General features: G+C 67.9%; 27 protein-coding genes. 13 read left to right on the plus strand and 14 right to left on the minus strand.

What is annotated here, in order from left to right; all coding sequences use genetic code 11:
• Positions 1–29: 29 nt before the first annotated feature.
• The 3 genes from VARPA_RS31240 to VARPA_RS27725 are packed head-to-tail and all read left to right on the plus strand — an operon-like array spanning position 30 to position 1,086.
• Entirely contained in the window at positions 30–467 is a 438-nt protein-coding gene (locus VARPA_RS31240; protein ID WP_049794478.1) for a hypothetical protein, read from the plus strand.
• Positions 455–604: a hypothetical protein gene (locus tag VARPA_RS31480; RefSeq protein WP_167330563.1), complete on the plus strand. Its 150-nt coding sequence runs from the start codon at positions 455–457 to the stop codon at positions 602–604. The genes VARPA_RS31240 and VARPA_RS31480 overlap by 13 nt, the downstream gene beginning before the upstream one ends.
• Positions 601–1,086, plus strand: coding sequence for a DUF3304 domain-containing protein (locus VARPA_RS27725; protein ID WP_013543907.1), 486 nt, complete (start codon positions 601–603; stop codon positions 1,084–1,086). Before VARPA_RS31480 ends, VARPA_RS27725 begins: the two co-directional genes overlap by 4 nt.
• A gap of 131 nt (positions 1,087–1,217) precedes the next feature.
• Here VARPA_RS27725 and VARPA_RS27730 read toward each other — a convergent pair whose 3' ends face one another.
• Positions 1,218–1,667, minus strand: a complete 450-nt coding sequence (locus VARPA_RS27730) for a hypothetical protein (protein WP_013543908.1) — start codon at positions 1,665–1,667, stop codon at positions 1,218–1,220.
• A 204-nt stretch (positions 1,668–1,871) separates the two neighbouring features.
• Here VARPA_RS27730 and VARPA_RS27735 point away from each other — a divergent pair, with 204 nt between their 5' ends.
• The 10 genes from VARPA_RS27735 to VARPA_RS27780 all read left to right on the plus strand — a co-directional run bounded on the left by VARPA_RS27735 (position 1,872) and on the right by VARPA_RS27780 (position 12,352).
• The gene (locus VARPA_RS27735) at positions 1,872–3,398 is read left to right on the plus strand and encodes a class I adenylate-forming enzyme family protein (protein ID WP_013543909.1); all 1,527 of its coding nucleotides are present in this window, start codon (positions 1,872–1,874) and stop codon (positions 3,396–3,398) included.
• 62 nt (positions 3,399–3,460) lie between these two features.
• Entirely contained in the window at positions 3,461–4,921 is a 1,461-nt protein-coding gene (locus tag VARPA_RS27740) for a sensor histidine kinase (protein WP_013543910.1), read from the plus strand.
• Positions 4,906–6,261, plus strand: a complete 1,356-nt coding sequence (locus VARPA_RS27745) for a sigma-54-dependent transcriptional regulator (RefSeq protein WP_013543911.1) — start codon at positions 4,906–4,908, stop codon at positions 6,259–6,261. The genes VARPA_RS27740 and VARPA_RS27745 overlap by 16 nt, the downstream gene beginning before the upstream one ends.
• A 150-nt stretch (positions 6,262–6,411) precedes the next feature.
• Positions 6,412–7,191: a hypothetical protein gene (locus VARPA_RS27750; RefSeq protein WP_013543912.1), complete on the plus strand. Its 780-nt coding sequence runs from the start codon at positions 6,412–6,414 to the stop codon at positions 7,189–7,191.
• A gap of 19 nt (positions 7,192–7,210) precedes the next feature.
• A complete protein-coding gene (locus tag VARPA_RS27755; RefSeq protein WP_013543913.1) occupies positions 7,211–8,491 on the plus strand; it encodes an MFS transporter in 1,281 nt (426 codons plus the stop codon).
• On the plus strand, positions 8,488–9,633 hold the full coding sequence (locus VARPA_RS27760) for an SLC13 family permease (protein ID WP_013543914.1): 1,146 nt from the start codon (positions 8,488–8,490) through the stop codon (positions 9,631–9,633). The genes VARPA_RS27755 and VARPA_RS27760 overlap by 4 nt, the downstream gene beginning before the upstream one ends.
• A gap of 42 nt (positions 9,634–9,675) precedes the next feature.
• Entirely contained in the window at positions 9,676–10,239 is a 564-nt protein-coding gene (locus VARPA_RS27765) for a hypothetical protein (RefSeq protein WP_013543915.1), read from the plus strand.
• A 53-nt stretch (positions 10,240–10,292) separates the two neighbouring features.
• Positions 10,293–10,994, plus strand: a complete 702-nt coding sequence (locus tag VARPA_RS27770) for an AraC family transcriptional regulator (protein ID WP_013543916.1) — start codon at positions 10,293–10,295, stop codon at positions 10,992–10,994.
• Positions 10,995–11,066: 72 nt separating this feature from the next.
• Positions 11,067–11,912 (plus strand): DMT family transporter, encoded by an 846-nt coding sequence (locus VARPA_RS27775; RefSeq protein ID WP_013543917.1) that lies wholly within the window; start codon positions 11,067–11,069, stop codon positions 11,910–11,912.
• Positions 11,913–12,031: 119 nt separating this feature from the next.
• Positions 12,032–12,352 (plus strand): hypothetical protein, encoded by a 321-nt coding sequence (locus VARPA_RS27780; protein ID WP_013543918.1) that lies wholly within the window; start codon positions 12,032–12,034, stop codon positions 12,350–12,352.
• Positions 12,353–12,362: 10 nt separating this feature from the next.
• Here the strand turns inward: VARPA_RS27780 and VARPA_RS27785 are convergent, their stop codons facing one another.
• The 13 genes from VARPA_RS27785 to VARPA_RS27845 form a co-directional block, all read right to left on the minus strand.
• Positions 12,363–13,376 carry a fimbrial protein gene (locus tag VARPA_RS27785; RefSeq protein WP_013543919.1) on the minus strand — a complete coding sequence of 338 codons (1,014 nt, stop codon included), beginning with the start codon at positions 13,374–13,376 and terminating at the stop codon, positions 12,363–12,365.
• Positions 13,373–16,024, minus strand: a complete 2,652-nt coding sequence (locus VARPA_RS27790; protein ID WP_013543920.1) for a fimbria/pilus outer membrane usher protein — start codon at positions 16,022–16,024, stop codon at positions 13,373–13,375. Before VARPA_RS27790 ends, VARPA_RS27785 begins: the two co-directional genes overlap by 4 nt.
• Positions 16,025–16,044: 20 nt before the next feature.
• A complete protein-coding gene (locus VARPA_RS27795; RefSeq protein ID WP_013543921.1) occupies positions 16,045–16,830 on the minus strand; it encodes a molecular chaperone in 786 nt (261 codons plus the stop codon).
• A gap of 218 nt (positions 16,831–17,048) precedes the next feature.
• Entirely contained in the window at positions 17,049–17,606 is a 558-nt protein-coding gene (locus VARPA_RS27800; RefSeq protein ID WP_013543922.1) for a fimbrial protein, read from the minus strand.
• Positions 17,607–17,778: 172 nt separating this feature from the next.
• The gene (locus VARPA_RS27805) at positions 17,779–18,822 is read right to left on the minus strand and encodes an NADP-dependent oxidoreductase (RefSeq protein ID WP_013543923.1); all 1,044 of its coding nucleotides are present in this window, start codon (positions 18,820–18,822) and stop codon (positions 17,779–17,781) included.
• Positions 18,823–18,932: 110 nt separating this feature from the next.
• Positions 18,933–20,285, minus strand: a complete 1,353-nt coding sequence (locus VARPA_RS27810; RefSeq protein WP_144299166.1) for a HAMP domain-containing sensor histidine kinase — start codon at positions 20,283–20,285, stop codon at positions 18,933–18,935.
• A gap of 38 nt (positions 20,286–20,323) precedes the next feature.
• Positions 20,324–21,031 carry a response regulator transcription factor gene (locus VARPA_RS27815; protein WP_041943078.1) on the minus strand — a complete coding sequence of 236 codons (708 nt, stop codon included), beginning with the start codon at positions 21,029–21,031 and terminating at the stop codon, positions 20,324–20,326.
• A 145-nt stretch (positions 21,032–21,176) separates the two neighbouring features.
• A complete protein-coding gene (locus VARPA_RS27820; RefSeq protein ID WP_234974876.1) occupies positions 21,177–21,569 on the minus strand; it encodes a DUF4260 domain-containing protein in 393 nt (130 codons plus the stop codon).
• Between the two features lie 94 nt (positions 21,570–21,663).
• Positions 21,664–22,128 (minus strand): Spy/CpxP family protein refolding chaperone, encoded by a 465-nt coding sequence (locus VARPA_RS27825; protein ID WP_013543927.1) that lies wholly within the window; start codon positions 22,126–22,128, stop codon positions 21,664–21,666.
• Between the two features lie 132 nt (positions 22,129–22,260).
• Positions 22,261–22,635, minus strand: a complete 375-nt coding sequence (locus tag VARPA_RS27830) for a hypothetical protein (RefSeq protein WP_013543928.1) — start codon at positions 22,633–22,635, stop codon at positions 22,261–22,263.
• Positions 22,636–22,831: 196 nt separating this feature from the next.
• On the minus strand, positions 22,832–24,631 hold the full coding sequence (ptsP, locus tag VARPA_RS27835) for a phosphoenolpyruvate--protein phosphotransferase (protein WP_013543929.1): 1,800 nt from the start codon (positions 24,629–24,631) through the stop codon (positions 22,832–22,834).
• A gap of 146 nt (positions 24,632–24,777) precedes the next feature.
• Complete coding sequence (locus VARPA_RS27840) at positions 24,778–25,047, minus strand: HPr family phosphocarrier protein (RefSeq protein WP_013543930.1); 270 nt, start codon at positions 25,045–25,047, stop codon at positions 24,778–24,780.
• Entirely contained in the window at positions 25,016–25,471 is a 456-nt protein-coding gene (locus tag VARPA_RS27845; protein WP_013543931.1) for a PTS sugar transporter subunit IIA, read from the minus strand. The genes VARPA_RS27840 and VARPA_RS27845 overlap by 32 nt, the downstream gene beginning before the upstream one ends.
• Positions 25,472–25,527: the final 56 nt, after the last annotated feature.

The raw sequence follows: 25,527 nt of genomic DNA on the forward strand, positions 1-25,527 counted from the left end.
GCCACGCTGGTTTGAAGCTTCATTGCCGCATGGGCGATACGCGCGTTCTGCCATCACTTCTTGCAACGCTGTCCGACTCGCAAACGCGACGCGCGGCACAAGCCATCGGTCAATGGCAATGGTTCAACCGGGACGGCACCATCGGCAATTGGCTTGCGCCTGCACTGGACGACGGCGTCGCCGATACGGCCGACCATCTCGAACTGGATGCGCTGCAATTTGCATCGCTTCTCGATGCGGCGGAGGCGGAGGCGGAGGCGGAGGCGGAGGCGGAGGCGGAGGCGGAGGCGGAGGCGGAGGCGGAGGCGGACGGCATCTTCGCGCAATTGCTTGAAACGGTATCGCAGCTGGTGCCTCGAACTGGGAGAGCGCTGTTTCATCGACAGCTTCAACGCACCCTCGAAATCGCCACCGGCCTGCATGTTGCAGGCAACCCGATCGATTGCAGTTCGTCGTGCTCTCGCTGACCTGTGGCGAATATTTCTACAAGCACCCCGACCTTGCCGACACTTGGCAAGCGGTTGCGCAAGGAACCAGTCTTGCAGCCATGATGAAAAACTGGAGCGACGATCTGTGGAACGCACTGGAAAACCGCACTCAATGAAACGCCTCACTACCCTTACTCTTTGCGCGCTTGCGCTGCTGGTCTTGCCATTGGCGGCTTGCAGCGGCAAGGAGCGGGCGCGCGAGAGCTACAGCGCCAATATCAGCCCGTACAACCACACTGCGGACCATATCGAACTCTATGTGGATGGCACTTTCGGCGGCCATTCGAGCGCCTATGGCGGTGGTGGAAGTTTTGTTTGCTGTGTCTCCTACCCCGCCCAATGGCGTCCTGGCCTCAGTGCCAAGGTGAGGTGGGCCACCTCCAGCGGCATACCGGGCGACAGGCGGCCGGAAGCCTATGTTCAGACTTGGCACGAAAAAGTCGTTCCGATCGAAAAATACGACGTTCCGGGCGGCACGCTCAACGTCCACTTCCTTGCAGGGGGAGAAGTTCGACTGATCATCTCCAGCAAAGGCGCCGGCGCGAAAGACTATCCTGGGCCGGAGTACCCGGTGAAGCCGCCAAGCTGGAAATGGTGAATCAAGGCAAGCAAGAGATTTGAAGGATCTGGGAGGAACAACCATGGCCGAATTCCGCGAAGGCTGGTACGAAATCAGCTTTGATGCCAAGACCCGCGACCAGCGCTGCCGCTACTACAAGACCAGTTCGCTCACACCGCCCCACCCAGCGTCTTCACCAACCCCGAGTGCTGCGCATAGAACCGGCTCACCTCGTCGATCACCCCCGCGTGCTGCTCTTCGGCATGCGCTGCAATCTCCGTCACCTGCGCGGGTGACAGCTGCGAGGCCTGCTCCGGCGTGAGTTGCGTCTGCCCCGGCTGCAGCATCCGCCCCAACACGCCGCCCGCCAGCATCGACGCCGCGGCCGGACCCAGCGTCGCCAGTATCTGGTTGAGCACGCCGGCCTGCTGCATCGGCGAAGACTGGCCGAACAACCGACCCACCGTGTCGCCGAACGCAGGCGTCTGGTCCGAGCGCATCGCCGCTGCGAGCCCCGCGCCGATCGCGTCGGGCGAGGCGTGCTGGGTGATGACCTGGTCCACATGCGGACCACCGGTGTCGCTGCCGATGGCTTCTTGAAGAATGTCGAGCAATCCCATGTCGGCGCTCCTTCCTGGATGGAGAGAAGAGAAAGAAGCGTCGATCCTCGACCTGCACCCCTGAGCGGCGGCTGACCGACCGACCAATCGACCGTGCGCGGCCGTCGCGCACGGCTCACTGATTGCCGGCCTACTTCGCTATCCTGCCGGCTGGCCAAGACGAAGGATTCGATTTTGCAAACGCACCCCGCCATTCAAGCCGCCATGGAACGCGATTTCGGCGCCATTGCCGATCTGGTTCGCCTCCACGCCCAGCACACGCCCGACCATGCCGCGCTCGCGGACGCGCAGCACGCGCTGAACTACGGCGCACTCGACGCGCTGATGGACCGCATCGCCGCCAGCCTGCAGCGCGACGGCCTCAAGGCCGGCGACGCCGTCGCGGTCTGCGCCACGTCGTCGGTGAACTACGCGGCGGTGTTCCTCGGCGCATTGCGTGCAGGCATCGCCGTCGCCCCGCTCGCGCCCGGCTCCACGCCCACCAGCCTCGCCCGCATGATCGAAGACGCCGACGCGCGCATCCTCTTCACCGACGCCTCGGCCGCCGACGTGGTCGGCCCCGCGAAGGAAGGCGGCATTCCGCGTGTCGCGCTCGACGGCTCTTCGGCGGGACGCGATTTCGCCACCTGGCTCGCACCGGTCGGCGCCAGGCCCGAGGCCGTCGAGGTGCAGCCTTCGTGGGCCTTCAACATCATTTACTCCTCGGGCACCACCGGCGAGCCCAAGGGCATCGTGCAGGGGCACGGCATGCGCTGGGCGCACGTGCAGCGCGGCGCCAAGTACGAGTACAGCGCCGACACGGTCACGCTGCTGTCGACGCCGCTCTACTCCAACACCACGCTGGTGGTGTTCTTCCCTACCATCGCCTTCGGCGGCTGCGTGGTGCTGATGCCCAAGTTCGATGCCGGCGGCTACCTGCAGCTGGCCGAAGCGCGCCGCGTGACGCACACGATGCTGGTGCCGGTGCAGTACCAGCGGCTGATGGCGCACCCGCGCTTCGACGCGCACGACCTCTCGTCGTTCCAGTTCAAGTTCAGCACCAGCGCGCCCTTCAACGCCGCGCTCAAGGCCGACGTATTGAAGCGCTGGCCCGGCGGACTGATCGAGTTCTACGGCATGACCGAAGGCGGCGGCACCTGCATCCTCGAGGCGCACCTGCACCCGACCAAGCTGCACACGGTGGGCCAGCCGGCGACGGGCAGCGACATCCGGCTGATCGACGAGGAAGGCAACGAACTCCCGCAGGGCAACACCGAGGTCGCCGGCGAAGTGGTGGGCCACTCGGCCGGCATGATGACCGGCTACCACCGCCAGCCCGCGAAGACGCGCGAAGCTGAATGGTTCGACGCCACCGGCAAGCGCTTCATCCGCACGGGCGACGTGGGCCGCTTCGATGCCGACGGCTTTCTCACGCTATTCGATCGCAAGAAGGACATGATCATCAGCGGCGGCTTCAACATCTACCCGAGCGACCTCGAAGCCGTGCTGCGCGGCCATGCGGCGGTGGCCGACGTGGCGGTGGTGGGCATGCCTTCGGAGCAATGGGGCGAGACGCCGGTGGCCTTCGTGGTGCGCCGCGAGAACGACGCCACCACCGAAGACGCGCTGCTGCAATGGACGAACGACCAGCTCGGCAAGACGCAGCGCCTGGCGCGCCTGCACTTCATCGAGGAGCTGCCGCGCAGCGCGATCGGCAAGGTGCTCAAGCGCGAACTTCGGGAATTGCGGTAACGGCCGGACGCGCCTCCGGCTGACGCGCCGGGGCCTGGAGAAGAGGCACGATCGCGGCATCGATGAAATCTCTTCGCGGCCAGCTCGTCTTCTTCTGGGTGCTGCTGTTCAGCGTGTGCGCCGCGCTGGCCGTGGTGATGCTCACGCTCTACCGCAGCAGCGCGGGCGCGCAGGTCGAGGCGGGGCAGGCGGCCACCGAGCAATCGTGCCGCGCGATCGCGGCGCGCTACGCCAAGTCGGTGAGCGAGCCCTCGCCCCCGCAACCGCAGGTCGACCTGCTGCAGGTGCTGCTGCAACTGGTGCTGATCGAGGCGCCGCATGTCGAAGGCGGCGTGTGGCAAGGGGCCGGCGGGCTGCTGGCCTATGCCTACCCCACCTATGAAGGCAGCGGCGTCAAGCGGGACGTGCCCGCCGCCGAGCAGCCGCTGATCGTCGAACTCTCGCAACTCGCGGCGCGCACCCAGCAGCCGCAGACCGACGTGGTGCGCGGCAGCCGCGAGGCGCTGATCGTCTCGGCCTGCCCGCTCTCCGCGCCGGGCAAGGACCTCGCGGCCTGGACCATGACGCGCACCCACGCCGGTGCGCTGGCGGCGCAAGGGAGCCTGCGCGCCGGGCTGGCGGTGCTGCTGCTGGTCGTGCTGGCATCGGGGCTGTGGCTCGGCTTCATCCTGTTGCGCGGGCTGCGCCATGTGCAGCGCCTCGAAACCCGGTTGGCCGAGGCCGATGCAAGCGGCGACGCGATGCCCGAGCTGCCGCGCACCGGCGTGCAGGAGCTCGACCGCATCGTCGACGGCTTCAACCGCTACCGCCTGCGTTTCGAGGAAGCGCGTGCGAACCTGCGCGCGGCCGCACAGCAGCGCAGCCGCGACCAGCGGCTGGCAGCGCTCGGCCGCATGACGGGCGGCGTCGCGCACGAGATCCGCAACCCGATCGCGACGATGCGCCTCAAAGCCGAGAACGCGCTGGCCGCCACGCCCGAGCGGCAGGGCGAGGCGCTGCGCACCATCGTCGGCCAGATCGACCGGCTCGACGGCCTGGTGCAGAGCCTGCTCGCGCTGGTGCAGCCGGTCACGCTGGCGCCGCAGGAGGTCGACCTGCACCGCTGGCTCACGGACCGCACGGCTGCCGTCGCGGCGAAGGCAGCCATCGGCGACGTGCAGGTCGCGCTGCGGCACGAGGTCCCCGCGAAGGCGGTGTTCGACCCGGTACACCTGGCGCGCGCCATCGACAACCTGCTGGACAACGCCGTGCGCCACGCGCCGCGCGGCGGTCGCGTGACGCTGACCGCATTGCAGCCCGATGCGCGCAAGCTGGCGATGCGCGTGGACGACGACGGCCCCGGCGTGCCCGAGTCGCTGCAACCGCATCTCTTCGAGCCCTTCGCCACCGGCCGCGCCGACGGCACCGGGCTCGGGCTGGCGCTCGCGCGCGAGGTGGCGCTGGCGCACGGCGGCGAGCTGCACCATGTGCCGCTGGCGCAGGGCACCCGCTTCGAACTGGAGATTCCATGGCGCACCTGCTGATCGTCGATGACGACGATGCCTTTCGCGACACGCTGGCCGAGACGCTGCAGGGCCTCGGCCACGACGTGATCGCCGCGGCCGGCGGCGCCGAGGCGATGGAGACGCTGGCGCGCGGACGCTTCGACGCCGTGTTCCTCGACCACCGCATGCCCGGCATGGACGGCCTGCAGACGCTCGCCGCCATGCAGGCGCGGCTGGTGCACCTGCCGCCGGTGATCGTGCTCACCGCGTTCGCGAGCGCGGGCAACACCATCGAGGCGATGCGCCTGGGCGCCTTCGACCATCTGGCCAAGCCGATCAGCCGCGAGGCGGTGCGCGAAGTGCTGGAACGCGCGCTGCAGCAGCGGACGACCGCAACGCCGTCGAGCGCCCCGGCGGAAGAAGACGACAGTGGCGGCGACTTGATCGGCCCTGGCCACGCGATGCGCGAAGTGCACAAGCGCATCGGCCTGGCCGCGGCGAATTCGATGCCGGTGCTGGTGCTCGGCGAAACGGGCACCGGCAAGGAAATGGTAGCGCGCGCGCTGCACCGCCATTCGGCACGCGCCGACCGGCCCTTCGTGGCTATCAACTGCTCGGCCATTCCGAAGGAGCTGCTCGAAAGCGAACTCTTCGGCCATGTGCGCGGCGCGTTCACGGGTGCCACGGGCGAGCGCCCGGGATGCTTTCGCGCGGCCGACGGCGGCGTGCTGCTGCTCGACGAGATCGGCGACATGGCGCTGGACATGCAGGCCAAGATCCTGCGCGCACTGCAGGAGGGCGAGGTCACGCCGCTGGGCAGCCACAGAACGATCAAGGTCGACGTGCGCGTGATCGCCGCGACGCACCGCGACTTGGCCGCCGCAGTGCGCGAGGGGCGCTTTCGGGAAGACCTGCTCTACCGGCTCGATGTGCTCTCGATCCGCCTGCCGCCGCTGCGCGAGCGGCTGGCCGACATCATTCCGCTGGCCGAGCACTTCCTGCGTCGCGCGGCAACGCCAGAGGCACCGAAGGCGCTGTCCGCCGACGCCGCGCAGCGGCTGCTGAGCCACCCCTGGCCCGGCAACGTGCGCGAGCTGCGCAATGTGATGGAGCGTTGTCAGGCGCTGGTGCGCCACCGCGTGATCGGCGGCGCGGACTTGGCTGCAGCACTGGGCACAGCGCGCCCCGGCGAGACCGAGCAGACGCTCCCGGCCGGCTGGCTCGACGCCGAGCTGCCCGCCGCCGTGGAGCGGCTGGAGCGGCTGCTGATCGCGAACGCGCTCGCAGAGTCCGGGGGCAATCGCGCCGAGGCTGCACGCCGGCTGGGCATTCACCGGCAGTTGCTCTACCGCAAGCTCACCCAGCACGGCCTTGAGTAAGGCGTGGTGTCCGAAAACCGGACATTCGGTGTCCCGGGATCATCCGGGCACCGACCGCCCTGTGCGCGCAAGCTGTTGATTCCAAAGGGTTTCCTGGCTGGCACGTTGTGTGAGATGTCCTTGGGCATCCATCCACACAAGGAGCCCTCCATGACACCCCGCATCACTTTCATCGCCGCCGCCTGCCTGCTGGCCGGGGGCGTCGCCTTCGCGCAAATGCCGCCGCCACCGCCCGGCGGACCGGTGCCTCCTGCGCCCATCGCTGCAACGCCCGAGGCCGGCACCATCACCGTCAGCGGTCGCGCACAGCAGTGGCTGATCAACCCGAACGGCGAGGCCGACGGGCTGCTGCTCTCGGACGGCACGCAGGTCGCGTTTCCGCCGCATCTCTCCGCGGCCGTGATGCAGATGCTCAAGCCGGGTGACACGGTGCAGGTCAGCGGCTGGCGCGCGCCGAACGTGCCAGTGGTGCGCGCCCAGGCCATCTCCGCCAACGGCCGCAGCGTGACCGACCAGCCGCCGGCACCGGGCATGGCCCCGCCGCCACCGCGCGAATCGGGCGCGCTCAGCGCCATGACCGCGGGCGGCCGCATCGCGCGCCTGCTCTACACCGACCGCGGCGACGTCCATGGCGTGATGCTCGAAGACAAGACCATCGTGCGTTTCCCGCCGCACATCGGCGCCGCGTATGGCGCGCAGTTGCAGCCCGGTGCGCCGCTGCATGCGCGCGGCTGGGGAACCCGCGGCGCGCAGGGCGCGGCGCTGGAAGCGACGAGCCTGGGCCAGAGCGCCGACACCGTGCGCGAAGTGTTCAGCGGACCGGGTCTCGAGCCCGCACCGCCGGTCGGCGGCCCGCGTGGACCGCGCGGCCGGGGCCCTGTGCCGCCGGCCCCGGTGATGCCGCTGCCAGCGCCGGACCCGGCCTCCTGACCCTCGCGCGAAACCCGCCATGACCCGCCCCTCCGTGCCCATCACACCCGCGCGCCGCAGCCTGCGGGCGCTCGACGCGCTGGCCTTCCTCGCGCCCGACATCCAGGGCGGCGTCGGGCCGTTCCTGATCGTCTTCATGGCCGGCACGCTGGCCTGGGACCCGCAGCGCATCGGCACCGTGATGTTCGTCTCGGCACTGGTGGGGCTCGCGGTGCAGGCGCCGGCCGGCGCGCTGATCGACAGCGTGCGTCACAAGCCGCGCTGGATCGCGGGCGCGATCTCGCTGATCGCCGTGAGCCTGCTCGTCATGGCGAACTGGCCGAGCTATGGCGTGATCCTCGCCGGGCAGTCGCTCATCGGCGCGGCCGGCACGCTGGTCGCACCGGCGATCGCGGCGACCAGCCTCGGCATGGTGGGCCGCGCGGGCCTGGACGCGCGCATCGGCCGCAACGCCGCGATCACCGCGGCGGGCACGGTGCTGTGGGCGCTGGGCACGGGCTGGGTCGGCCATGCCTTCGGCCCGCACGCGATGTTCTTCTATGCCGTGGCCATGGCGCTGCCGACCATTGCGGCGGCGCTTCGCATCCGCCACCACGACATCGACCTGCAACTGGCGCGCGGCGCCGATGCCGAGCCGCCCACCGCGTGCTCGTCCGTGCCGGGTGCGCGCGCCGCACGCTGGTACGACCACCGGCTCCTCGTGCTGCTGGCCTGCGCCTTCCTGTTTCACCTGGCCAACGCAGCGATGCTCACGCTCGTTGCACAGAAGGTCGGCACGCGGGCCGGCACCTCGGCTGCGCTGTGGCTCTCGGGCGGCGTGATCGTCACGCAGCTGGTCACCATTCCGATCGGTCTGGCGGTCGGACGCTGGGCGCCGCGCTTGCCGCGCAAGCCGATCTTCCTCGTCGGTTTCGCGGTGCTGCCGGTGCGCGGGCTGCTCTACCTCCTGGCCGACAGCCCCGCCGCGCTGCTGGCGCTGCAACTGCTCGACGGCATCGGCGCGGGGATCTTCGGCGTGATGCTCACGCTGACGATCAGCGACCTCACGCGCGGCAGCGGCCACTTCAACTTCGCGCTCGGGCTCGGTGCGGCCTGCGTCGGGCTGGGCGCGGCGCTGAGCAACCTGGTGGCGGGCACGATCGCGCATGCGGCCGGCTACGGCGCTGCCTTTTCGGTGCTCGCCGGCATCGCGGCGGGTGCGCTGGCGTTGTTCGCGGTGGCAATGCCTGAAACTCGCGGCCGGGGCCGCTCGCCAGCCGGCGCGCCGGCCGCTTCCGCATTGACCTCCACCGCTTCATGACCAAAGACACCGCGCCCGCCCTGCCCGCCTCGTCATCCGACACCTCTTCGCCGCACGAAGGCGGCGGCAACGGCCTGCTCTGGGTGCTGGTCGTCGTGGCCGTCGCGTTCGCCTTCCTGCGCCCGCGTGCGCCGATGGACTGGCTGAAGCTGGTCGACTGGCAGACCGTGGGCGCGCTGGCCGGGCTGCTCGCCATCACGCAGGGCGTGGAGAAGAGCGGCATGCTGCAGGCCGCGGCCCAGCGGCTGCTCTCGCGCACCACCGACCTGCGCCAGCTCGCGCTGCTGCTCACCGCCGCCGCCGCGGTGCTCTCGGCGCTGGTCACCAACGACGTGAGCCTGTTCCTGCTGGTGCCGCTCACGCGCGTGCTCGCCAGCCAGGCGCACCTGCCGCTGGCCCGGCTGGTGGTGCTGGAGGCACTGGCTGTGAACGCGGGCTCGGCGCTCACGCCCATCGGCAATCCGCAGAACCTCTACCTCTGGCACCGCACCGGCGAAAGCTTTGCGGGCTTCATGGGAATGATGGCGCCCACGGTGCTGGTGATGCTGTTCTGGCTCTTCGTGGCCGTGTGGCTGCTGGTGCCGCGCACGCCCATCGCGCTCAAGCCGGCGACCGAGGCCGCGCCGGTGCAGCCGCGGCTGCTGGCGCTCTCGGGCGTGCTGTTCGTGGGCTTCGTCGTCGCGCTCGACCGCCACTGGCTCGTTGCCGGCCTGGCGGTGGTGTTCTGCGCTTATCTGGTGTTCCAGCGCCGGGTGCTGCGCGACATCGACTGGGCGCTGCTCGCGATCATCGCGCTGATGTTCGTCGACCTGCGCCAGCTCGCGGAGCTGCCGGCCATCGCATCGCTGATGGGCCAGTGGCCGATTGCCGAAGGCTGGCGCGCCTACCTCGCGGCCATCGTGACCTCGCAGTTCATCAGCAACGTGCCGGCGACCATCCTGCTCGACCGCTATGTGCATGACCTGCCGGCGCTCGCGGCAGGCGTGAGCGTCGGCGGCTTCGGCTGCGTGCTGGGCTCGCTCGCCAACCTGATCGCGCTGCGCCTGGCCAAGGTGCCGCACGGCCTGCGCGAATTTCACCGCATCAGCATTCCCTTTCTGCTCGTGTGCGCAGCGTCCGCGGTGCTGCTGCGGCTCGGCTGATTTTTTCTCTCGCTCCCCAACAACTCCGGCAAGGGAACTCCCATGCCGCACTCCATGCCGCACTCTCACGACACCATCGACATCTGGTCCGTCGAAGGCAGCTTCCAGCATCTCGTCTACAGCCCCAAGGGTGGCATCGAGGGCGTGCTCATCGACACCGACGGCATCGCCACGCAGTTCGTGTTCGATCGCCACGAACCCACGGCCGCCGCCGCCTTCGCCGGCCTCCGCCCGGGCCAGGCACTGGTGATCGAGGGCGCCGAACAGGGCCCGTCACCCAAGGGCGATGCAGCGCACAGCGTCTACCAGTTCGAACGGCTGGTTTCGGTCGATGGCCGGACGCGGCAGGATGCACCGGCCCATAAAGACATCGCCGGCACCGTGGTGCGCCTTAATTACGCACGGCACGGCGAAGCGAACGGCGTCGTGCTGGACACCGGCGACTTCATCCACACGAAGCCGGACGGCTTCGCGCGCCTGGGGCTGAAGGTCGGCGACACGGTGCGCGCCGAGGGCCGCGCGCAGCCGCTCGCGACGGGTGGCGGGCAGGTGGTCGAGGCGGTCCGGGTCAACGGCCGGTACGTCAAGGAAGCCGAAGAAGCCTGAGACACGGCTTGCGGCACCGCGAGGGCCGCGCGGACAATCCGCGGCAGCCACCCATGCACACGACACACGAACTCTCCCTGCGCACCTACGGCCCCTCGCACGGCAGCCATGCGCACGACCATTTCCAGGTGCTGATCGGCCTCGATGGCGTGCTGGAGATCGAAGTCGAGGGCCACGGCGCGGGCATCGGTGCCGGCGAGGCGCAGGTGGTCGCACCGGGTGACCGGCATGACTTCGAAGCCCGCGGCGAAGGCAGCGTTTGCCTCGTGCTCGACACCACGCACGCGCCGTGGGCCCGGTGTGCCGAGCGCGCACCGGCCGATGTGCCGCAGCTGCACGCACTCGCACGCTATCTGGCGCATTGCATGAAGCAGCCGCTGCACGCCGCGCTTGCGCTGCAGCATGGCCCCGCACTGTTGCTGGAAGCCTGGGGTCCTGTGCCTTCGCCTCTGCCGGACATGCGCCGCCGCCGCGGCATCGATTGGCAGTCGCTCGCGGCCTGGGCCCGGGCACGCTGGCACGAGCCCCTGACCGTTTCCGACCTCGCCGAGGTCGCCTGCCTGAGCCCCAGCCAGTTCGCGCAGCGCTGCCGCGAAGAGCAAGGCGTGAGCGCGATGCACTGGCTGCGCGGGCTGCGGCTGGCGCATGCGCGCGAACTGCGGCTGGACGGCATGGGCGTCGCGGAAACCGCGCGGCGCACGGGCTACCGTTCGCCATCGGCGCTCACCGCGGCACTGCGCCGCCGGGGCATCTGACGACAAGACCGTCGCCACGCGACGATCGACCGGCGTTGCGCGACGACCGCATCGCGTAGCCTCGCCGGTCTCATGTCTTCCACCGTCTACGCCCTGCTCGCCATCGCGCTCTGGACCAGCCTTGCCTCGCTCGGCACCGCCTTGTCGCACCTGCCGCCGTTCCTGCTGACGGGCCTTGCGCTCATGATCGGCAGCGTGCCGAGCTGGCCGCTGGTGCTGCGCGACCGCCGCGCCTGGAAGGTGCCGCCGCGCACGCTGGCGCTGGGCATCTATGGCCTCTTCGGCTATCACTTCCTGCTGTTCATCGCGCTGCGATATGCGCCGCCGGTCGAGGCCAATCTCGTCAACTACCTGTGGCCGCTGCTCATGGTGGTGCTGGCGCCGGTGCTGCTGCCGCGCATGTCGCTGCGGCCGTTGCACGTGATCGCGGCGCTGCTTGGGTTCGCAGGGGCGGCGGTGGCGATCCTCGGCACGCGCGGCGGCACAACTCCGGGTGCGGATGTCGGGTACTGGGGCTTTCTTCCCGCGCTGGGCTCGGCTTTCATCTGGGCGAGCTACTCGCTGTGGACGAAGCGGGTGGCGGCGTTTCCCACCTCGGCGATCGGATTGTTCGGGCTGGTGTCGGGCGCGCTGTCGCTGATCTGTCATGCGCTGCTGGAGCCCTCGGTCGCGCTGTCGGCTCGCGACTGGCTGCTGGTCGCGCTCTGCGGCCTCGGCCCGCTGGGCGCGGCTTTTTTCGTCTGGGACATGGCGCTCAAGCGCGGCGATGCGCGGCAGATCGGCATCCTGAGCTACATCACGCCGCTCGCCTCCACGTCGCTGCTGCTGGCCGTGACCGGCCGGCCGCTGACATGGAGCATCGCGCTTGCGGCGGCGCTGATCATCGCGGCCGCCGTCATGGGCACGCGCGCCCGCTGAATAAGCAACCGATAAACGAATGAACGAATGAACGAATGAACGAATCACGCCCGCGTCCGACGAACCAGGGCGCGTTTTCTGGCTAGAGTGGAGGCTCAGAAAAAACAAGGAGCCCACCCATGGACGGCAAGAACAAGAACGACGACTTCGAAATCACGCCCAAGCTGGTGTTCGACCTGAACCTGGCGCTGTACCTGGACCTGGTGGCCGCGCTCGAAGGCGCAGGCGCCATCACCTACCGCCAGATGGCAGCCCGGGTGCTCAATGTCAGCATGGACGCCCGCGCCGACGGGGAGGCTGGGTTGTCGACGGTGCTGGAAGGCGTCGCCAAGGGCTTTGCGGGCCAGGGCGATGGACTGTCGATCGAACTGTTGAAGGCCGCGCGCGGATTGCGGGAGGATGACGCGATGGGCGACATTCCGATGCGGCCGGCCGACTGACTGATCCCCGTTATTTGTAGTCGAGCGTGAAAGTGGCTGTGCCGTTGGCACGCCCTGGCGTCACCTTGTCGCCGGTCTGGAAATAGCGCGCTGTATAGGGCAGCACATAGGCGCCGTCCATCGACGGGCCCACCAGTGCGTCTTCACCGAATTTCACCGGCACGCTCTTGTCGTTCACCACCTGGATGCCCACACCGGTGGCGGTGCTGGCACCAGCCTGCGTGATCTTCAGCACCCCCTGCTCATTCGAGGGGTCCTGCGTGGCGTCCATGCGCAGGTAGACGGTGTTCTGCGCGTTCTGCCCGGCCTTGCAGTTGAGCTTGATGTTGAACTTGCGATCGCCCGTGGTGGTGCCCCTGCCCTTGAAGTTGTTCTGCGGCACCTTGCCGAATTCCACCAGGATGTTGCGCGAGCCCAGGTCCACCGAGCACGAGGGCGTGATGATGGTGATGCCCTCGCCCAGCAGGTTCGTGGTGAGCACCGATTTGTTGTCCGCCACGCTGTAGTACTGGGTGTAGGTGCCCTGCGCGAGCGGGCCGTTGCCCGTGACGGCGGCGATCTTGAAGAGCTCGACCTGGAAGCGCGATGCCGCGTCGAAGTTGCCGAAGTCACTGGTGGTCGTGCGGTCGTGCGGGTAGTAGCTGACTTCGGTTGCGCCGAAGTAGCGCGACAGGCGGATGCCCACGCCGGACACCGCAGTGGTGAACACATGGTCCAGGCCCGGCACCGCGATGCCCTGCAGCATCACACCCTTCACGCTGCCGCCGCCCACGCAGGTCCAGGGCTTGTTGATGGCGCTCGAAGGTAGCGGGAAGAGTTGCGACTTGAACATCGTGCCCACCGCCGCATCGTTCGGGATGACGACGCGGCCCATTGCCATGTTGACTGTCTTCTCGATATAGCCCGGCGTGACGGTGCACGCGGCCCATGCGCCCTGCGCACCGAGCAGCGCGAGGGCCGGCATGGCGAATCGCAAGAAACGGCGCGCGGTCTTCACTGCGCGGAATGGATGGCTGCGGTTCATTCCGCTCCCTTCGGTTGCGCGTCGATCGGCACGGCGGCGGCGCATTGGCCGTTCAGCTCGCGGATCGGCGGCGGGTTTTTTTCATCGGGCAGGCTGTACGGCACGACGCACTGGTCGGCCTTGCCCTGGCCCCATCGAACGGTGAGCTGTCCGCTGTTGCCGGCGCCGGTCACGAACGCCTGGCCGTCGGGGCCGACGATGCCGACCTCCTGGCCCGCCTCGTTCTCGATCTTCGAGCCCAGCGGCAGCATGCGGCCCTTCGCGTCCGTCAGCACCATCAGCAGGCGGAAGCCCACGGAAGTTTCGAATTTCGCGACCACGACAGCACCGCGCGTGGGCACCACTTCCGTGGCGGCGTTCTTCACCTCCACCGTGTCGCCCAGGTCGCCGGTGCGGATGGCCAAGCGGTTCAGCCGGTACGGCGTGAGGTTGGGAATGATCGCGTTGCCGGCCCAGTCGGTCGCCACGCCGGGTTGCGACTCGAAGCCCACGCCGGAGGCCTTGGGCGCCTGCACCAGCGCCACGGTCTCGCCCAGTGGCTGCGACATCGTGACGCCGCCGCCATGAATCAACACACCGCCCGACACGCCGAAGGTGCTCTGGCCATAACCGCGGCCCTGCGAATGGCCGACGTCGAAGCGACCGACCTGCGACAGGTAGCTCGCGCTCGCGCTGCCGCTGCTGCCGCCGTTCTGGTTCGCCGCGCCGGCGGTCACGTTGTAGGTCAGGCGGCTGTCGTCGAAGGCCGAGCCATACACGCTGGCCTGCTGGTTGACGCGTCCCGTGCTGTCACGGGTGACGGCGTACTGCGCGCTGGCGCGCGTGTCGCCGAGCGGAATGCTCAGCGTGAACATCACCTGGCGCACGGCCGGCCGGTTCAGGCTGGTGGTGTAGTTGTAGAAGACGCTGTAGCCGAACTGCTTGTAGTTGCCCGAGTAGCCCAGCTGCACCAGCCGGTCCTTCGCGCTGGTGCCCCAGTAGCTTTGCTGACGCGCCGACGCGAACACCGTGCCCAGGTCGCCGACTTGCTGCGAGACCTCGAAGCGCACTTCGTTGCGGCGGCTGTTGAACGACTCGAAGGGCCGCAGGTCCTGCATCTGCACCGCTTCCTGGAAAGTGCGGTAGCCGCTGGTCGAGTAGCGGTAGCCCGCCACGCGGAAGTTGGTGCCGGAGGTGAGGAATGCCTTCGAGTAGAGGAAGCGCACCGATTGGCCGTCGTATGTCTTCACGCCGTTGACCGGCGTGCGGTCGGTGGTGCGCGCGCTGGAGAGGTCGACCGACACAGCACCGAAATCGCGCAGGTTCTTGCCCACGCCCGCGAGCAGCGATTGGTACATGTTCGCCATCAGGATGCCGCCATAAAGCGAGAACTCGTTGCCGAGACCGCGTGCGAGCGTCGCCTGCATGAAGACGGGCTGCGAGAGCGAAGGCCGCACGCCCAACACGGTGCCGCCGTCGTAGCCGTTGCGGTACTTGCCGACAGTGGCCGAGTAGCGCCAGGTCCCTTCGCGCAGCAGTGTGGGCACGGCCGAGAACGCCTGCGTGTACTTGGTCTGGCGGCCATCGGCTTCGGCAATGGTCACCTCGAGGTCGCCGCTCGATGCCGTGGGGTACAGGTCGTCTATGACGAACGGCCCGGGCGCCACGAAGGTGCTGTAGATGACATAGCCGTTCTGGCGCACGGTGACGCGCGCGTTGGTCTGCGCCACGCCACGGATGGTGGGTGCGTAGCCTTGCTGGCTGTCGGGCAGCATCGCGTCGTCGGACGAGAGCTGCACGCCGCGGAACGGCAGGCTGTCGAAGAAGTTGCCCGGCGTGTTGCCGTCGCCGATCAGCAGACGTCCGTTGATCGAGGCGATGTCGCGCTGCATGTAGGTGTTGATGCCCTGCCAGCGGCTTTTGCCATCGATGCCTCGGTTGTAGGTCGAGAAGTGGCGAAAGCGCCAATCGCCGTAGTTGAAGCCGGCGCGAAGACCCGCGAACAGGGTGTTGCGCTGCAGGTTCTTGTCGCGCTCGGCGAAAGGGTTGCCGTCGAACACGTTCTGCGGGGGCGCAAAGGGGTTGGTGTCGTTGCGGTAGTTGTTGCCGCTGTAGCGCGCGAAATTGACTTGGTAGTCCAGCATGGCGGCGGTGATGCCCTTGTCCCACTTCTCGGGACCGACCGCGCCACGCGCCGAACGCTTGAGCGCCGCCTGCGGAATGCTCACGAACAGGCGCTGCTTGCCGGCGTCGTAGGTCACGGCGGCATCGGGGATCACCTTGATCAGTTCGACGCAGGCCTCGTCCGCGGACCCTGCAAGTTCAGGAAACACTGCCACGTTGACGCCCCATGCATCGAGCATGGCGCGCGTGAGGCAGGGTTCGGCATCGTTCTTGCCGTCTTTGGCGGCGAAGCGGATCTCGGTCTGCCCCGCACCGCGCTCGTTCAGCGACACGTCGACCATGTACTTGCCCGCGAGCACGCGGTTGCCGAAGGAGAAGAGCGAGAGATCCGCATGCGGCTGGTCGCCACCGATGCCGAGGAATTCCTCGTTGAAGCTGGAGCCGGCCAACTGCTCCTGCGCATGGCCGGGCGCGCCGAGTGCGCCCAGCAAGGCAGCGCACAGGGTCAGCCGGAACGGCGCGCGAGGAGCGGGTGAGCGGCGCATGGCGGTGTGTCTCCGGCGTCTCAGCGCTTGCCGCCGTCGGCGGAAGGCGCGGGCTGCGGGACCAACTCGGCCTTCACGGCGACTGGCTCGGCACCTGCGGGCACCTGCACGCGTTCTTCGGGCGTCTCGCCGCCGTAGTCGTTGAGGGTGGTGAAGTTGACCTGGATGGCCTGCGGCGCCTTCACAGCGGTCAGCGGGTACGTCATCTCGCCGAACGGCGGAACCATGTCCGCATTGATAAGTTGCTGGCCGCTGTTGATGTTCAGCGCAGTGAAGGTCACGTGATAGGCCGTCGGATTGCCGACCTTGAGCATGGCACCCTGCCCCTCGGTGCCGGCGCTCACCGCCCACTTGAGCTGGGCACGCGATTCATCGGACTTGCCCACGAGTTTCGAGGGCCGGTAGAACAGCTTGATGCGGCTGCGCACCGCGATCTGGAGCACGTTCTCTTCCTTCGACTTCTCGGGAATCTCCTTGACGTTGAGCCAGAAGACCGACTCACGGTCGGCTGGCAACTCGCCCTGCACACGCATGATGCGCAGGATGTTTTCCATGCCCGGGTCCAGCCGCGACAGTGGCGGCGTGACGAGCAGGGGTGTTTTGTTCTTGCCTTCGCCGGCGTCGATCCAGGCCTGGACCACATAGGGCGAGGTGCCGGTGTTCTTCACCGGAATGGAGGCTTCGCGGTCCCTCTCGCCCAAGATCACGCGGGTGCCGCCGAGCATCACGCCCGCGCCGGCCAACCCTTGGAGGCCCAGCATCAGCAGGATGGCGAAGGCCCAGCGGAAGCGATGGTTGTTGCACATAAAAAAGAAGTCCTTGGGCGCGGGCAAGCCGCACGGAGCACGCGCGCCCTGGCACGCCAGTGCGCATCGGGCACCGACGAAAAAATCGGAAAAAAGAAGGAGATGCCGGCGCCGGCGGGACATGAAGGTCCGGCCGCGGCGCAGGCTTGGGCGGCATTGCCGGCCAGCCTGAAGCGGCTATGCGCTCCGGCCGGCCGCGGCAATGCCGCAGACGCTACTTACTTGTAGGCAACCGTGAACTGCGCGACCGAGTTGGCCGGGCCGACCGTCACGGCCGTCTTGGTCGCCACGTAGGCGGCCTGGAAGTTCAGCGAGTTGTCGCCCAGACCCAGGGTGTAGACGCCGGACGGCGAACCGAGCGGAATCTTGGTCGCGGCGGAGTCACCGAGTTCGATGGCCACGCCCGAAGCCGCGCCCACACCGACCTGGCCTGCATTGGCCAGACGCAGGTTGGTGGCGTCGTCGAGGTCGGCGGTGCCCGAGAAGGTCACGGTCGCGCCCTTTGCGGTCGCGCCGCAGCCCAGCAGGTCGATCTTGAACTTGGCGGGGGTTGCCTTCTTGCCGACCAGCGCGGTGCCGGCGGTCGGGCCGTCGAATGCAGTGCGCGAAACCTTGCCGAGCGGCACGGTCATGTTCTGGCTGTTGGGCGAGATCGAGCAAGGTGCGTCGACGATTTCACCGGTGAAATTGATGGTGCCATCGGCGGCGAAAGCGCCTTGCGACAACACGCCGGCCACGGCCAGCGATGCGAATTTGACGAGTACAGACTTTTGCATTTTGCGTTCCCTGAGGAGATGAAATAACTGAATTGCAACCTGCCTTATGCAGGGCAGGCCGCAGTCTAGTTATCCGATGACGCAAGATGAACAACTGTTATCGTCAGTTCACCGTAGTTAACAGTTCCATCGAATCATCCGTGACATACACACGAACGTTAACAGTCTGAAACTATTCAGCGGCGACCTGCAAGACCAGCTTTCCGAAATTCTCGCCACTGAACAGCCGGTTGAGCGCTTCAGGGAAAGTGTCGATCCCCGAAACGACGTCTTCCTTGCTCTTCATGCGTCCATCTTTCAGGTATCCGGCGAGCTCTGCGATAGCAATGTGGTACCGATCGGCATAGTCGAACACCACGATGCCCTCCATCCGCGCCCGGTTCACCAAGAGGCTCAGATAATTTTTCGGACCTGCGCCCGGCATGCTGTTGGCGTTGTTGTATTGGCTGATCGCGCCGCAGATGATCACGCGGGCCTTGCGCGCGAGCCGAGCCAGCACCGCATCGAGAATTTCCCCGCCGACGTTGTCGAAGTAGATGTCCACGCCCTTCGGGCAATGTGTCTTGAGGCCTTCGCGCACCGCGCCGGGCCCGGCCTTGTAGTCGATGCAGGCATCGAAGCCCAGCTCCTTGACCACCCAGTCGCACTTGGCGGCACCGCCGGCGATGCCGACCACGCGGCAGCCCTTGATCTTGGCGAGCTGCCCCACCGTCTGCCCGACCGCTCCGGCCGCGCCGGAGATGACGACTGTTTCGCCCGCTTTGGGCTGGCCCACGTCCATCAGGCCGAAGTAGCCGGTCATGCCCGGCATGCCCAGCACGTTGAGCCATTGCGTGATCGTGCCCACGCTCAGGTCGAGCTTGACCAGCCCGTTGCGCTTGATCTGGTCTTCGGGGATCAGGATGTATTCCTGCACGCCCAGCGTGCCGTACACGGTGTCGCCCACCGTGAACTGCGGGTTCTTCGAGGCGATGACCCGGCCGACGCCGCCGGCGCGCATCACCTCGTCGATGGCCACGGGCGCGATGTAGCTCTTGGCGTCGTTGAGCCAGCCGCGCATCGCAGGGTCGAGCGACAGCGACAGCGTCTTGACCAGCACCCCGCCTTCGGCCGGCTCGCCGACCGGCTCGGTGGTGAACTTCCAGTTCTCGCGGGTGGCCGTGCCTTCGGGGCGTTTGGCGAGGCGGACCTGGTGGTTGGTGAGTGAGCTGCTCATGGGTGTCTCCTTGATTGACGGGCGGGCCGGACGCGGTTGGAGGCGCATCGTAGCCGCGCCCATCGCGCCCGCTGGTAGCGCAGGCGACAGGGCCGACACCGGGTAGAAACTCAGATCCGCACGACGATCTGCAGGCCCGGATTCGCGTTGCGCACGGTCAACGAACCGCCGTGCGCCTCGGCGACCAGCCGGCACAGGTACATGCCCAGCCCGACCCCGCCGGTCGCTCGCGCCCGCGCCCCATCGGTGCGATAGAAGGGCTCGGTCAGCCGCTCGAGCTGCGTCTCGTCGACACCCGGGCCGAAGTCGCGCACCTCGAGTTCGACGCCCTGCACCTGGCCATCCACCACCGCGCGCAGCGACACGCACGGCGGCCGGGGCGCTTCGGTGCTGTAGCGCATGGCGTTGTCCAGCAGGTTGCGCACCAGGAGGCGGAGGCGCATGCGGTCGATCGAATGCGGCGGCAGGCCTTCGGCCAGGTCGAGGTGCACGTTCTCGGCACCGGGCATCTCGGCCACGATCTGGCGCACGAGCACCGCGAGATCGACCGGCTCTCGCTGCAGCGCCGCATGCGGACTCGCGAGGCGCTCGCTTTCGAGCAGGTCGCTGATCAGATCGCGCATTTCGTTGAGGTCGCGCAGCAGCGCCTCGCGCTCGGCCTGGCCCTCGGGCGTGGCCGGCAGCAGTTCGGCATTGAGCCGGGCGCGCGTGAGCGGCGAACGCAGCTCGTGGCTCAACGCCAGCAGCAGTCCACGCTTGGCATCGAGCATGGCCTGGATGTCGTCGGCCATGGTGTTGATGCGCTGCGCGAGGTCGCCCAGGTCGTCGTTGCGGCGCACCGGAATCGGTTCAGTGAACTCGCCGCGGCCGAAGCGCTGCGCGCCTTCGCGGATGTCGATCAGCGGCCGCAGCAGCCGGCTCACGTAGGCATAGCCCAGCAGCACGCACGACAGCAGCAAGCCCAGCGTGGCCCAGCCGGTCGCGCGCGGCGCGAGCTGCCAGAGCTTGGGCGCCCAGCCGAAGATCACGCGGTGGCCGTCGGCCGTCGGGCGGATGAACCACTTGTCGCCGCCGAACATGTCTTCGCGATCGTGCATCCAGCCGCCGGGGCTGCTCGCGCCGCCCGGGTTGGAATCCCAGTTGACCGTGGGGCCGACGATGCGGATCGTGATCGGCAGCCGGGCCACCAGCGCCTCTGCGCGCATCACGTCGGGCGGCGTGCCGATCTCGGCGACGAGCCGGTCGGCGTAGTCCACCAGCATCGGCTTGGCAGCCTCGGCCCAGCCGGTTGAAAACGCCTTCTTCATGCCGCCCATGAAGACGCCGGCCATCACCAGTGCGAGCAGCACGAACATCATCACCAAGCGGATGCGCAGCGACCGGCGCCAACGGCGCTTGCCCTGCACTTTTTCGTGCCACTGGGCGTGCCACTGCTTGCGCATTTCGGCGCGGCGGCAGGCCATCTCGCGCCACGCTTCCCGGTGATCCCGTCCGCCGAACCTCATGCAGGCTCGCTGCGTGCGACGGCCAGCGCGTAGCCGGCGTTGCGCAGCGTCTTGATGCAGTCCAGTGGCTCCAGCTTCTTGCGCAGGCGGCTCACCACGATGTCGACCGCGCGGGTGTAGAGCTCGGCCTCGTGACCGCGCAGGCGGTTGAGGATGTCGTCGCGGCTGAAGACCTTGCCGGGCTCGGCGGCAAGCAGCGCAAGCAGTTCGAACTCGGTGCCGGTGAGCTCGACGCGCTCACCTTGGCGCAGCACCTGGCGCCGGTCAAGATCGATCGAGAGGCCGTCGAACACGCGCAGTTGCGTGCCGTTGTTGCCATGTCCGTTCGCCACCGCCGGCGTGCTGCGCTGACGCCGCAGGATGGTCTGCACACGCGCCACCAGTTCGCGCGGCTCGAAGGGCTTGGGCACGTAGTCGTCGGCGCCGAGCTCGAGGCCGACCACGCGGTCCGTCACCTCGCCGCGCGCGGTGAGCATCACGATGGGAATGTCGCTCTCCTTGCGGATCTCGCGGCACAGCGCAAAGCCGTCCATCTCGGGCAGCATCACATCGAGGATCGCCGCGTCGTACTGGCCTGCGCGCAGCTTGGCGAGGCCTTCGCTCGGGCGCACGGCGCTCTCGAGCGTGCAGCCGAAGCGTGCGAAGTAGGTGGTCAGCGGCGCGGCGAGGTGTTCGTCGTCGTCGATCAGCAGGATGCGCGGCATGGCGGGATTGTGCCTCCTGGCAAACATGTGGCGAATGACTTCGCTGGCCATCAGACCGGTCGGCATCGCAGTGTCACAGCCGGCTTCGGCGTAATTGCCCGGGCGCAGGCGGGCGCCTCGGGGGTGTCGTTGTTGGAGCGCATCTTCACCATGGATCGGCACGGCCGATGCGGCCCAAGTGCGTGAGGCCGAAGCCCGAGGCGTACTTCAGCCCGTAGCCGAGTGCGCGGTCGAGTCCGATGTGGGTGAACCAGATCAGCGCGCCGGCCACGGCCCACGGCATTGCCGCGAGCACACCGAGCACGAGCAGCGCGACAGGTCCGACGTACGAGTGCGCCGCGTTGTAGAACGCCGCGCCCACGCGCGGGCCCGCGAGGTAGCCGAGCAGCGACAGGTCGGGCACGAGCAGCCAGAGCGCGAACACGCCCCAGCCGAGGCCGAACTGCGTGTAGGCAGCCAACGCGGCGGCCAGCACGAACGCACCTTCGAGCCGCAGCAGGGTGCGCACGCCGCCTTCGACGGCCTGTTCGTGAGACACCGTGGAACCGGCTTCGCCGGGCCACTGGTGTCGCCCCCTCGAAGGGGGTTGGCGCAGCGACACGAAGTGCGCGAAGCCTGGGGGTGAGTCAAGTTCAGCCACGATGGCTCCAGCGGCGGCCGCCGCGGTCCATGAAATCACGGACCTTCTGTTGCTGGGCGGCGTTCAGGCTGTCGAAGAAGTCAGCAGCGGCGGCGATGATTTCGGGGCTGCCGCTCCGCACTGCGGCGGTCTTCTCGTCGATGAGCCGCGTGGCACCCGCCTGGTCGAGCTTGTTGCCCGCGAACAGCGCCTTGAACTGCGAGCGCGGATCGCCCGCGCCACCCGCGCCGCGCAAGGCTTCGCGCTGCGCCTGCAGCTTCTCGGCCAGCACGGTGAGCTTCTGCTTTTGCGTGGTGTCGAGCTCAAGCTTGCTGCCAACCCGCTCGACCATCTTGGTACGGAACTCGGCGCTGTCGCCGCCCCAGCCGTGGCGTTGACCCGCACAGCCGGCGATGCTGCCAGCCACCATCGCCGCGCCGGCGAAACCGAAGAGAGTGCGCTTGATCCAGTGTTTCATGAGACGTCCTTGTGTTGTCGGAAGAAGAGGAAGCTCGATGGTGCGATTGGCGCGCTCCGAAGTCCTCTCACCGCGGTTTCGGCGTGTTTCGTTTTATTGCGACGAGCGAGGCAACAGCGCGCCGAACGCGATTCAGAGCTTGCTGCTGTTGTTGCGCACGGCTTCGGCGCGTGCGTCGACGGGGTTCTGCATCGTCGAGATGACCTTGCTGTTCACGCGCGAACCCGAGGTCACGTTCTGGTCGGGCGCCGCGGCGGTGCGCACGGCTTCGGCCACGACGCGGGCGCGCTCGGTCGAGACCGCCACGGTTTCGGGGCCGCGCGAGCCGCGCACGATGTTCTGGTTGGGTGCCGATGCGGTGCGCACGGCTTCGGCGCTGACCTCAGCGCGGCTCATGGCCGACACGGCGGGCTGCACACCTTGGTAGCTCTCGGCCTTGGCGCCGGCTGCAGCGAGCATGGCGAACGAGCCGACGGTGACGATCTGGGTCAGGGAGAGGGACTTCATGATGCAAACCTTTCAGGGGTGTTGAGGAGCCCTGATCGTGCTTGCGCAGGCGCGGCAAGTCCTTTCGCCGCGGTTTCGGCGTGTTTCGTTTTATTGCGGCGCTATTGCTTTCGGATTCAACGGCGCAACGCCGCGGCCCGTGCGCATCGCTTCAAGATCGAATGGGCCGGCGAGCGGCCCCATCTGTCGACGCGCGTCAGCCCGTGAGCGCAGCCGAGGGGTCGTCGGACTCGAGCACGCCGCGAGCCCACGGCTCAAGCTTGCTGGTGTCCGCGCGCAGCACCTCCTGCTTCACGGCGAGGATGCGCGATGGGTGCATCGAGAAGCTGCGCAGGCCCAAGCCGAGCAACAAGCGGGTGAAAGCCACGTCACCCGCCATTTCGCCGCACACGGCCACGCCCTTGCCCTGGCGGCGGCACTCGGCAATGGTGTCGGCCACCAGCTTCAGCACCGCGGGGTGCGCGGGGTCGTAGAGATGCGCGACCGACTCGTCGGCACGGTCGATCGCCAGCGTGTACTGGATCAGGTCGTTGGTGCCGATCGACAGGAAATCGAAGTGCTTGAGAAAAGTCTTGAGCGTGAGCGCGGCGGCCGGGATTTCGATCATGGCGCCGAGTTTCACGGGGCCATGCACGGCGCCGCGGTTGTTCAGTTCGGTGCGTGCAAAGTCGATCAGCGAGAGCGTCTGGCGGATCTCGCTCGCGTGCGCGAGCATCGGAATCAGCAGGTGGATTTCGCCGTGCGCCGCAGCACGCAGGATCGCGCGTAACTGCGTGAGAAACATCGCAGGATCGGCCAGGCTCCAGCGAATGGCGCGCAGGCCGAGCGCGGGATTCAGGTGCTCCTGCTTGCTGCCGGACTTGTTCTCCAGCTGCTTGTCGGCGCCCACGTCGATGGTGCGGATCGTGACCGGCATGCCCTGCATGCCCTCGACCGCGCGCTTGTAGGCCTGGTACTGCTCTTCCTCGTCGGGCAGGCGCGTCTGGCGCGCCGACGATTCGCGGCCCATGAAGAGGAACTCGCTGCGAAAAAGACCCACGCCCACGGCACCGGCCTTGACGGCGCCCGCGGTGTCTTCGGGCATCTCGATGTTGGCGAGAAGTTCGACGCGCTGGCCATCGAGCGTGACGGCGGGCTTGTGGCGCAGCCGCGCGAGCCGGCCACGTTCGAGGTCGCCCTGGCGCTGCTTGAAACCGTACTCGGCCAGGATGATCGGCGAGGGGTCGATGATCATCACGCCGGCATCGCCGTCGATGATGACCCAGTCGTCCTGGCGCACCAACTGGCTCGCGGTGCGCGCGCCGACGATGGCCGGAATGTCCATGCTGCGCGCGACGATGGCGGTGTGCGAGGTGCGCCCGCCCACGTCGGTCACGAAGCCCGCGAACACGCTCTTCTTGAACTGGAGCATGTCGGCCGGCGAGAGGTCGTGCGCGATCAGCACCAGCGGCACGTCGATGCCGTCGCCCGCGGTGGGATCGTCGTCATCGTCGTGCGTCGCGGCGCGCTTGCGGCGCGGCGGACTCGGCGCGAGCACTGCGGCCGTGCCCTTCATGCGGTGCAAGAGGCGCTCGACCACCTGCTCGAGGTCGGCCTTGCGCTCGCGCAGGTACTCGTCCTCCATCTCGTCGAACTGGCGCGCGATGATTTCCAGCTGCGTGGTCAGCGCCCATTCGGCGTTGTAGAGCCGGTCGGTGATCCAGTGCTTGACGCCGCCGGTAAGGGCTTCGTCTTGCAGCAGCATCTGGTGCACCTCGAGTAGCGCGGCGAGCTCGTGCGGCGCATCGTTCGGGCCCATCTGCGCGACGCTGGTCTGCAGCTTGGCGAGCTCGTCGGCGACGGCGTTGCGCGCGGTGCGCACGCGGTCGATCTCGGTCTCGATTTCCGCGGGCTTGATGAAGTAGTGGGCGACGTCGATGCGGCTGGACACCACCAGCACCGCGCGGCCGATGGCAATGCCACGGGCGACAGGGAGGCCGTGGACTGCGAAAGTCATGGCTTCAGATCTCCCGTCCGCCGCGACCGCGAAGCGAAAGCGAATTCGGGGGACGCCGTCGAACCGGCTTTGCCGGGCGACTGGCATCTCCCCCTGGAAGGGGGTTGGCGTTTACACGAAGTGAAAAAGCCTGGGGGTAAGCCATTTCATTCGCCTTCGCCGAACTTGTCGTCCATGAGCTGGACGATGGCGTTCATCGCTTCTTCTTCCTGCTGACCGTTGGTCTCTAGCTCGACGGTGGAGCCGAGGCCGGCGGCCAGCATCATGACGCCCATGATGCTCTTGGCATTGATGCGGCGGTCGCCGCGCGAGAGCCACACTTCGCAGGGGTAGCTGCCTGCGAGTTTGGTCAGCTTGGCCGATGCGCGTGCGTGCAGGCCCAGCTTATTGCTGATGGTCACGGATTTCTTGATCACTGTGCTTTCTTTTTGCCTGGTTCTGGGGAGCCGCCACCGCCACCTGCATCACACCCGCGGTGCCACCCGCGATGGCGCGCTGCACCAGCGTGTCGAGCGGTTCGTGGCGGTAGGTCACGGCGCGCAGCAGCATCGGCAGGTTGACACCCGCCACCAGCCGCGACTGGACGCCGTCCACCAGCTTCTGCGCCACGTTGCAGGGCGTGGCGCCGAACACATCGGCCAGCACCAGCACCTGCGAGCGCGGGGCATGCAGCTGCTGCTGGAGCGTGATGCGGGCGGCGGCCAACGTTTCCTCGGGCGACACATTGGGCAGCACGTCGAGCGCGACGACGGCCTGCTCGCAGTCGGGAAACACATGCAGCGCGCACTGCCGCAGCGCCTGCGCGAACGGTGAGTGGGCAATGATGAGGATGCTGTTCATGCGGCTCAGGGGACGACGCGTCGATTATGCGGGGGCGCCCAGGGAAAGTAGAGATA

It is taken from the genome of Variovorax paradoxus EPS (genome assembly GCF_000184745.1).
Taxonomy (GTDB): Bacteria; Pseudomonadota; Gammaproteobacteria; order Burkholderiales; family Burkholderiaceae_C; genus Variovorax; species Variovorax paradoxus_C.

Coding starts and splice junctions, on each gene's coding strand:
- VARPA_RS27830 (WP_013543928.1), bottom strand. CDS start 22,635: ATGAAGTCCCTCTCCCTGACCCAGATCGTCACCGTCGGCTCGTTCGCC.
- VARPA_RS27740 (WP_013543910.1), top strand. CDS start 3,461: ATGAAATCTCTTCGCGGCCAGCTCGTCTTCTTCTGGGTGCTGCTGTTC.
- VARPA_RS27805 (WP_013543923.1), bottom strand. CDS start 18,822: ATGAGCAGCTCACTCACCAACCACCAGGTCCGCCTCGCCAAACGCCCC.
- VARPA_RS27810 (WP_144299166.1), bottom strand. CDS start 20,285: ATGGCCTGCCGCCGCGCCGAAATGCGCAAGCAGTGGCACGCCCAGTGG.
- VARPA_RS27780 (WP_013543918.1), top strand. CDS start 12,032: ATGGACGGCAAGAACAAGAACGACGACTTCGAAATCACGCCCAAGCTG.
- VARPA_RS27765 (WP_013543915.1), top strand. CDS start 9,676: ATGCCGCACTCCATGCCGCACTCTCACGACACCATCGACATCTGGTCC.
- VARPA_RS27745 (WP_013543911.1), top strand. CDS start 4,906: ATGGCGCACCTGCTGATCGTCGATGACGACGATGCCTTTCGCGACACG.
- VARPA_RS27770 (WP_013543916.1), top strand. CDS start 10,293: ATGCACACGACACACGAACTCTCCCTGCGCACCTACGGCCCCTCGCAC.
- VARPA_RS27845 (WP_013543931.1), bottom strand. CDS start 25,471: ATGAACAGCATCCTCATCATTGCCCACTCACCGTTCGCGCAGGCGCTG.
- VARPA_RS27750 (WP_013543912.1), top strand. CDS start 6,412: ATGACACCCCGCATCACTTTCATCGCCGCCGCCTGCCTGCTGGCCGGG.
- VARPA_RS27760 (WP_013543914.1), top strand. CDS start 8,488: ATGACCAAAGACACCGCGCCCGCCCTGCCCGCCTCGTCATCCGACACC.
- VARPA_RS27790 (WP_013543920.1), bottom strand. CDS start 16,024: ATGCGCCGCTCACCCGCTCCTCGCGCGCCGTTCCGGCTGACCCTGTGC.
- VARPA_RS27775 (WP_013543917.1), top strand. CDS start 11,067: ATGTCTTCCACCGTCTACGCCCTGCTCGCCATCGCGCTCTGGACCAGC.
- ptsP (WP_013543929.1), bottom strand. CDS start 24,631: ATGACTTTCGCAGTCCACGGCCTCCCTGTCGCCCGTGGCATTGCCATC.
- VARPA_RS27735 (WP_013543909.1), top strand. CDS start 1,872: ATGGAACGCGATTTCGGCGCCATTGCCGATCTGGTTCGCCTCCACGCC.
- VARPA_RS31240 (WP_049794478.1), top strand. CDS start 30: ATGGGCGATACGCGCGTTCTGCCATCACTTCTTGCAACGCTGTCCGAC.
- VARPA_RS27755 (WP_013543913.1), top strand. CDS start 7,211: ATGACCCGCCCCTCCGTGCCCATCACACCCGCGCGCCGCAGCCTGCGG.
- VARPA_RS27815 (WP_041943078.1), bottom strand. CDS start 21,031: ATGCCGCGCATCCTGCTGATCGACGACGACGAACACCTCGCCGCGCCG.
- VARPA_RS27730 (WP_013543908.1), bottom strand. CDS start 1,667: ATGGGATTGCTCGACATTCTTCAAGAAGCCATCGGCAGCGACACCGGT.
- VARPA_RS27800 (WP_013543922.1), bottom strand. CDS start 17,606: ATGCAAAAGTCTGTACTCGTCAAATTCGCATCGCTGGCCGTGGCCGGC.
- VARPA_RS27825 (WP_013543927.1), bottom strand. CDS start 22,128: ATGAAACACTGGATCAAGCGCACTCTCTTCGGTTTCGCCGGCGCGGCG.
- VARPA_RS27725 (WP_013543907.1), top strand. CDS start 601: ATGAAACGCCTCACTACCCTTACTCTTTGCGCGCTTGCGCTGCTGGTC.
- VARPA_RS27795 (WP_013543921.1), bottom strand. CDS start 16,830: ATGTGCAACAACCATCGCTTCCGCTGGGCCTTCGCCATCCTGCTGATG.
- VARPA_RS27785 (WP_013543919.1), bottom strand. CDS start 13,376: ATGAACCGCAGCCATCCATTCCGCGCAGTGAAGACCGCGCGCCGTTTC.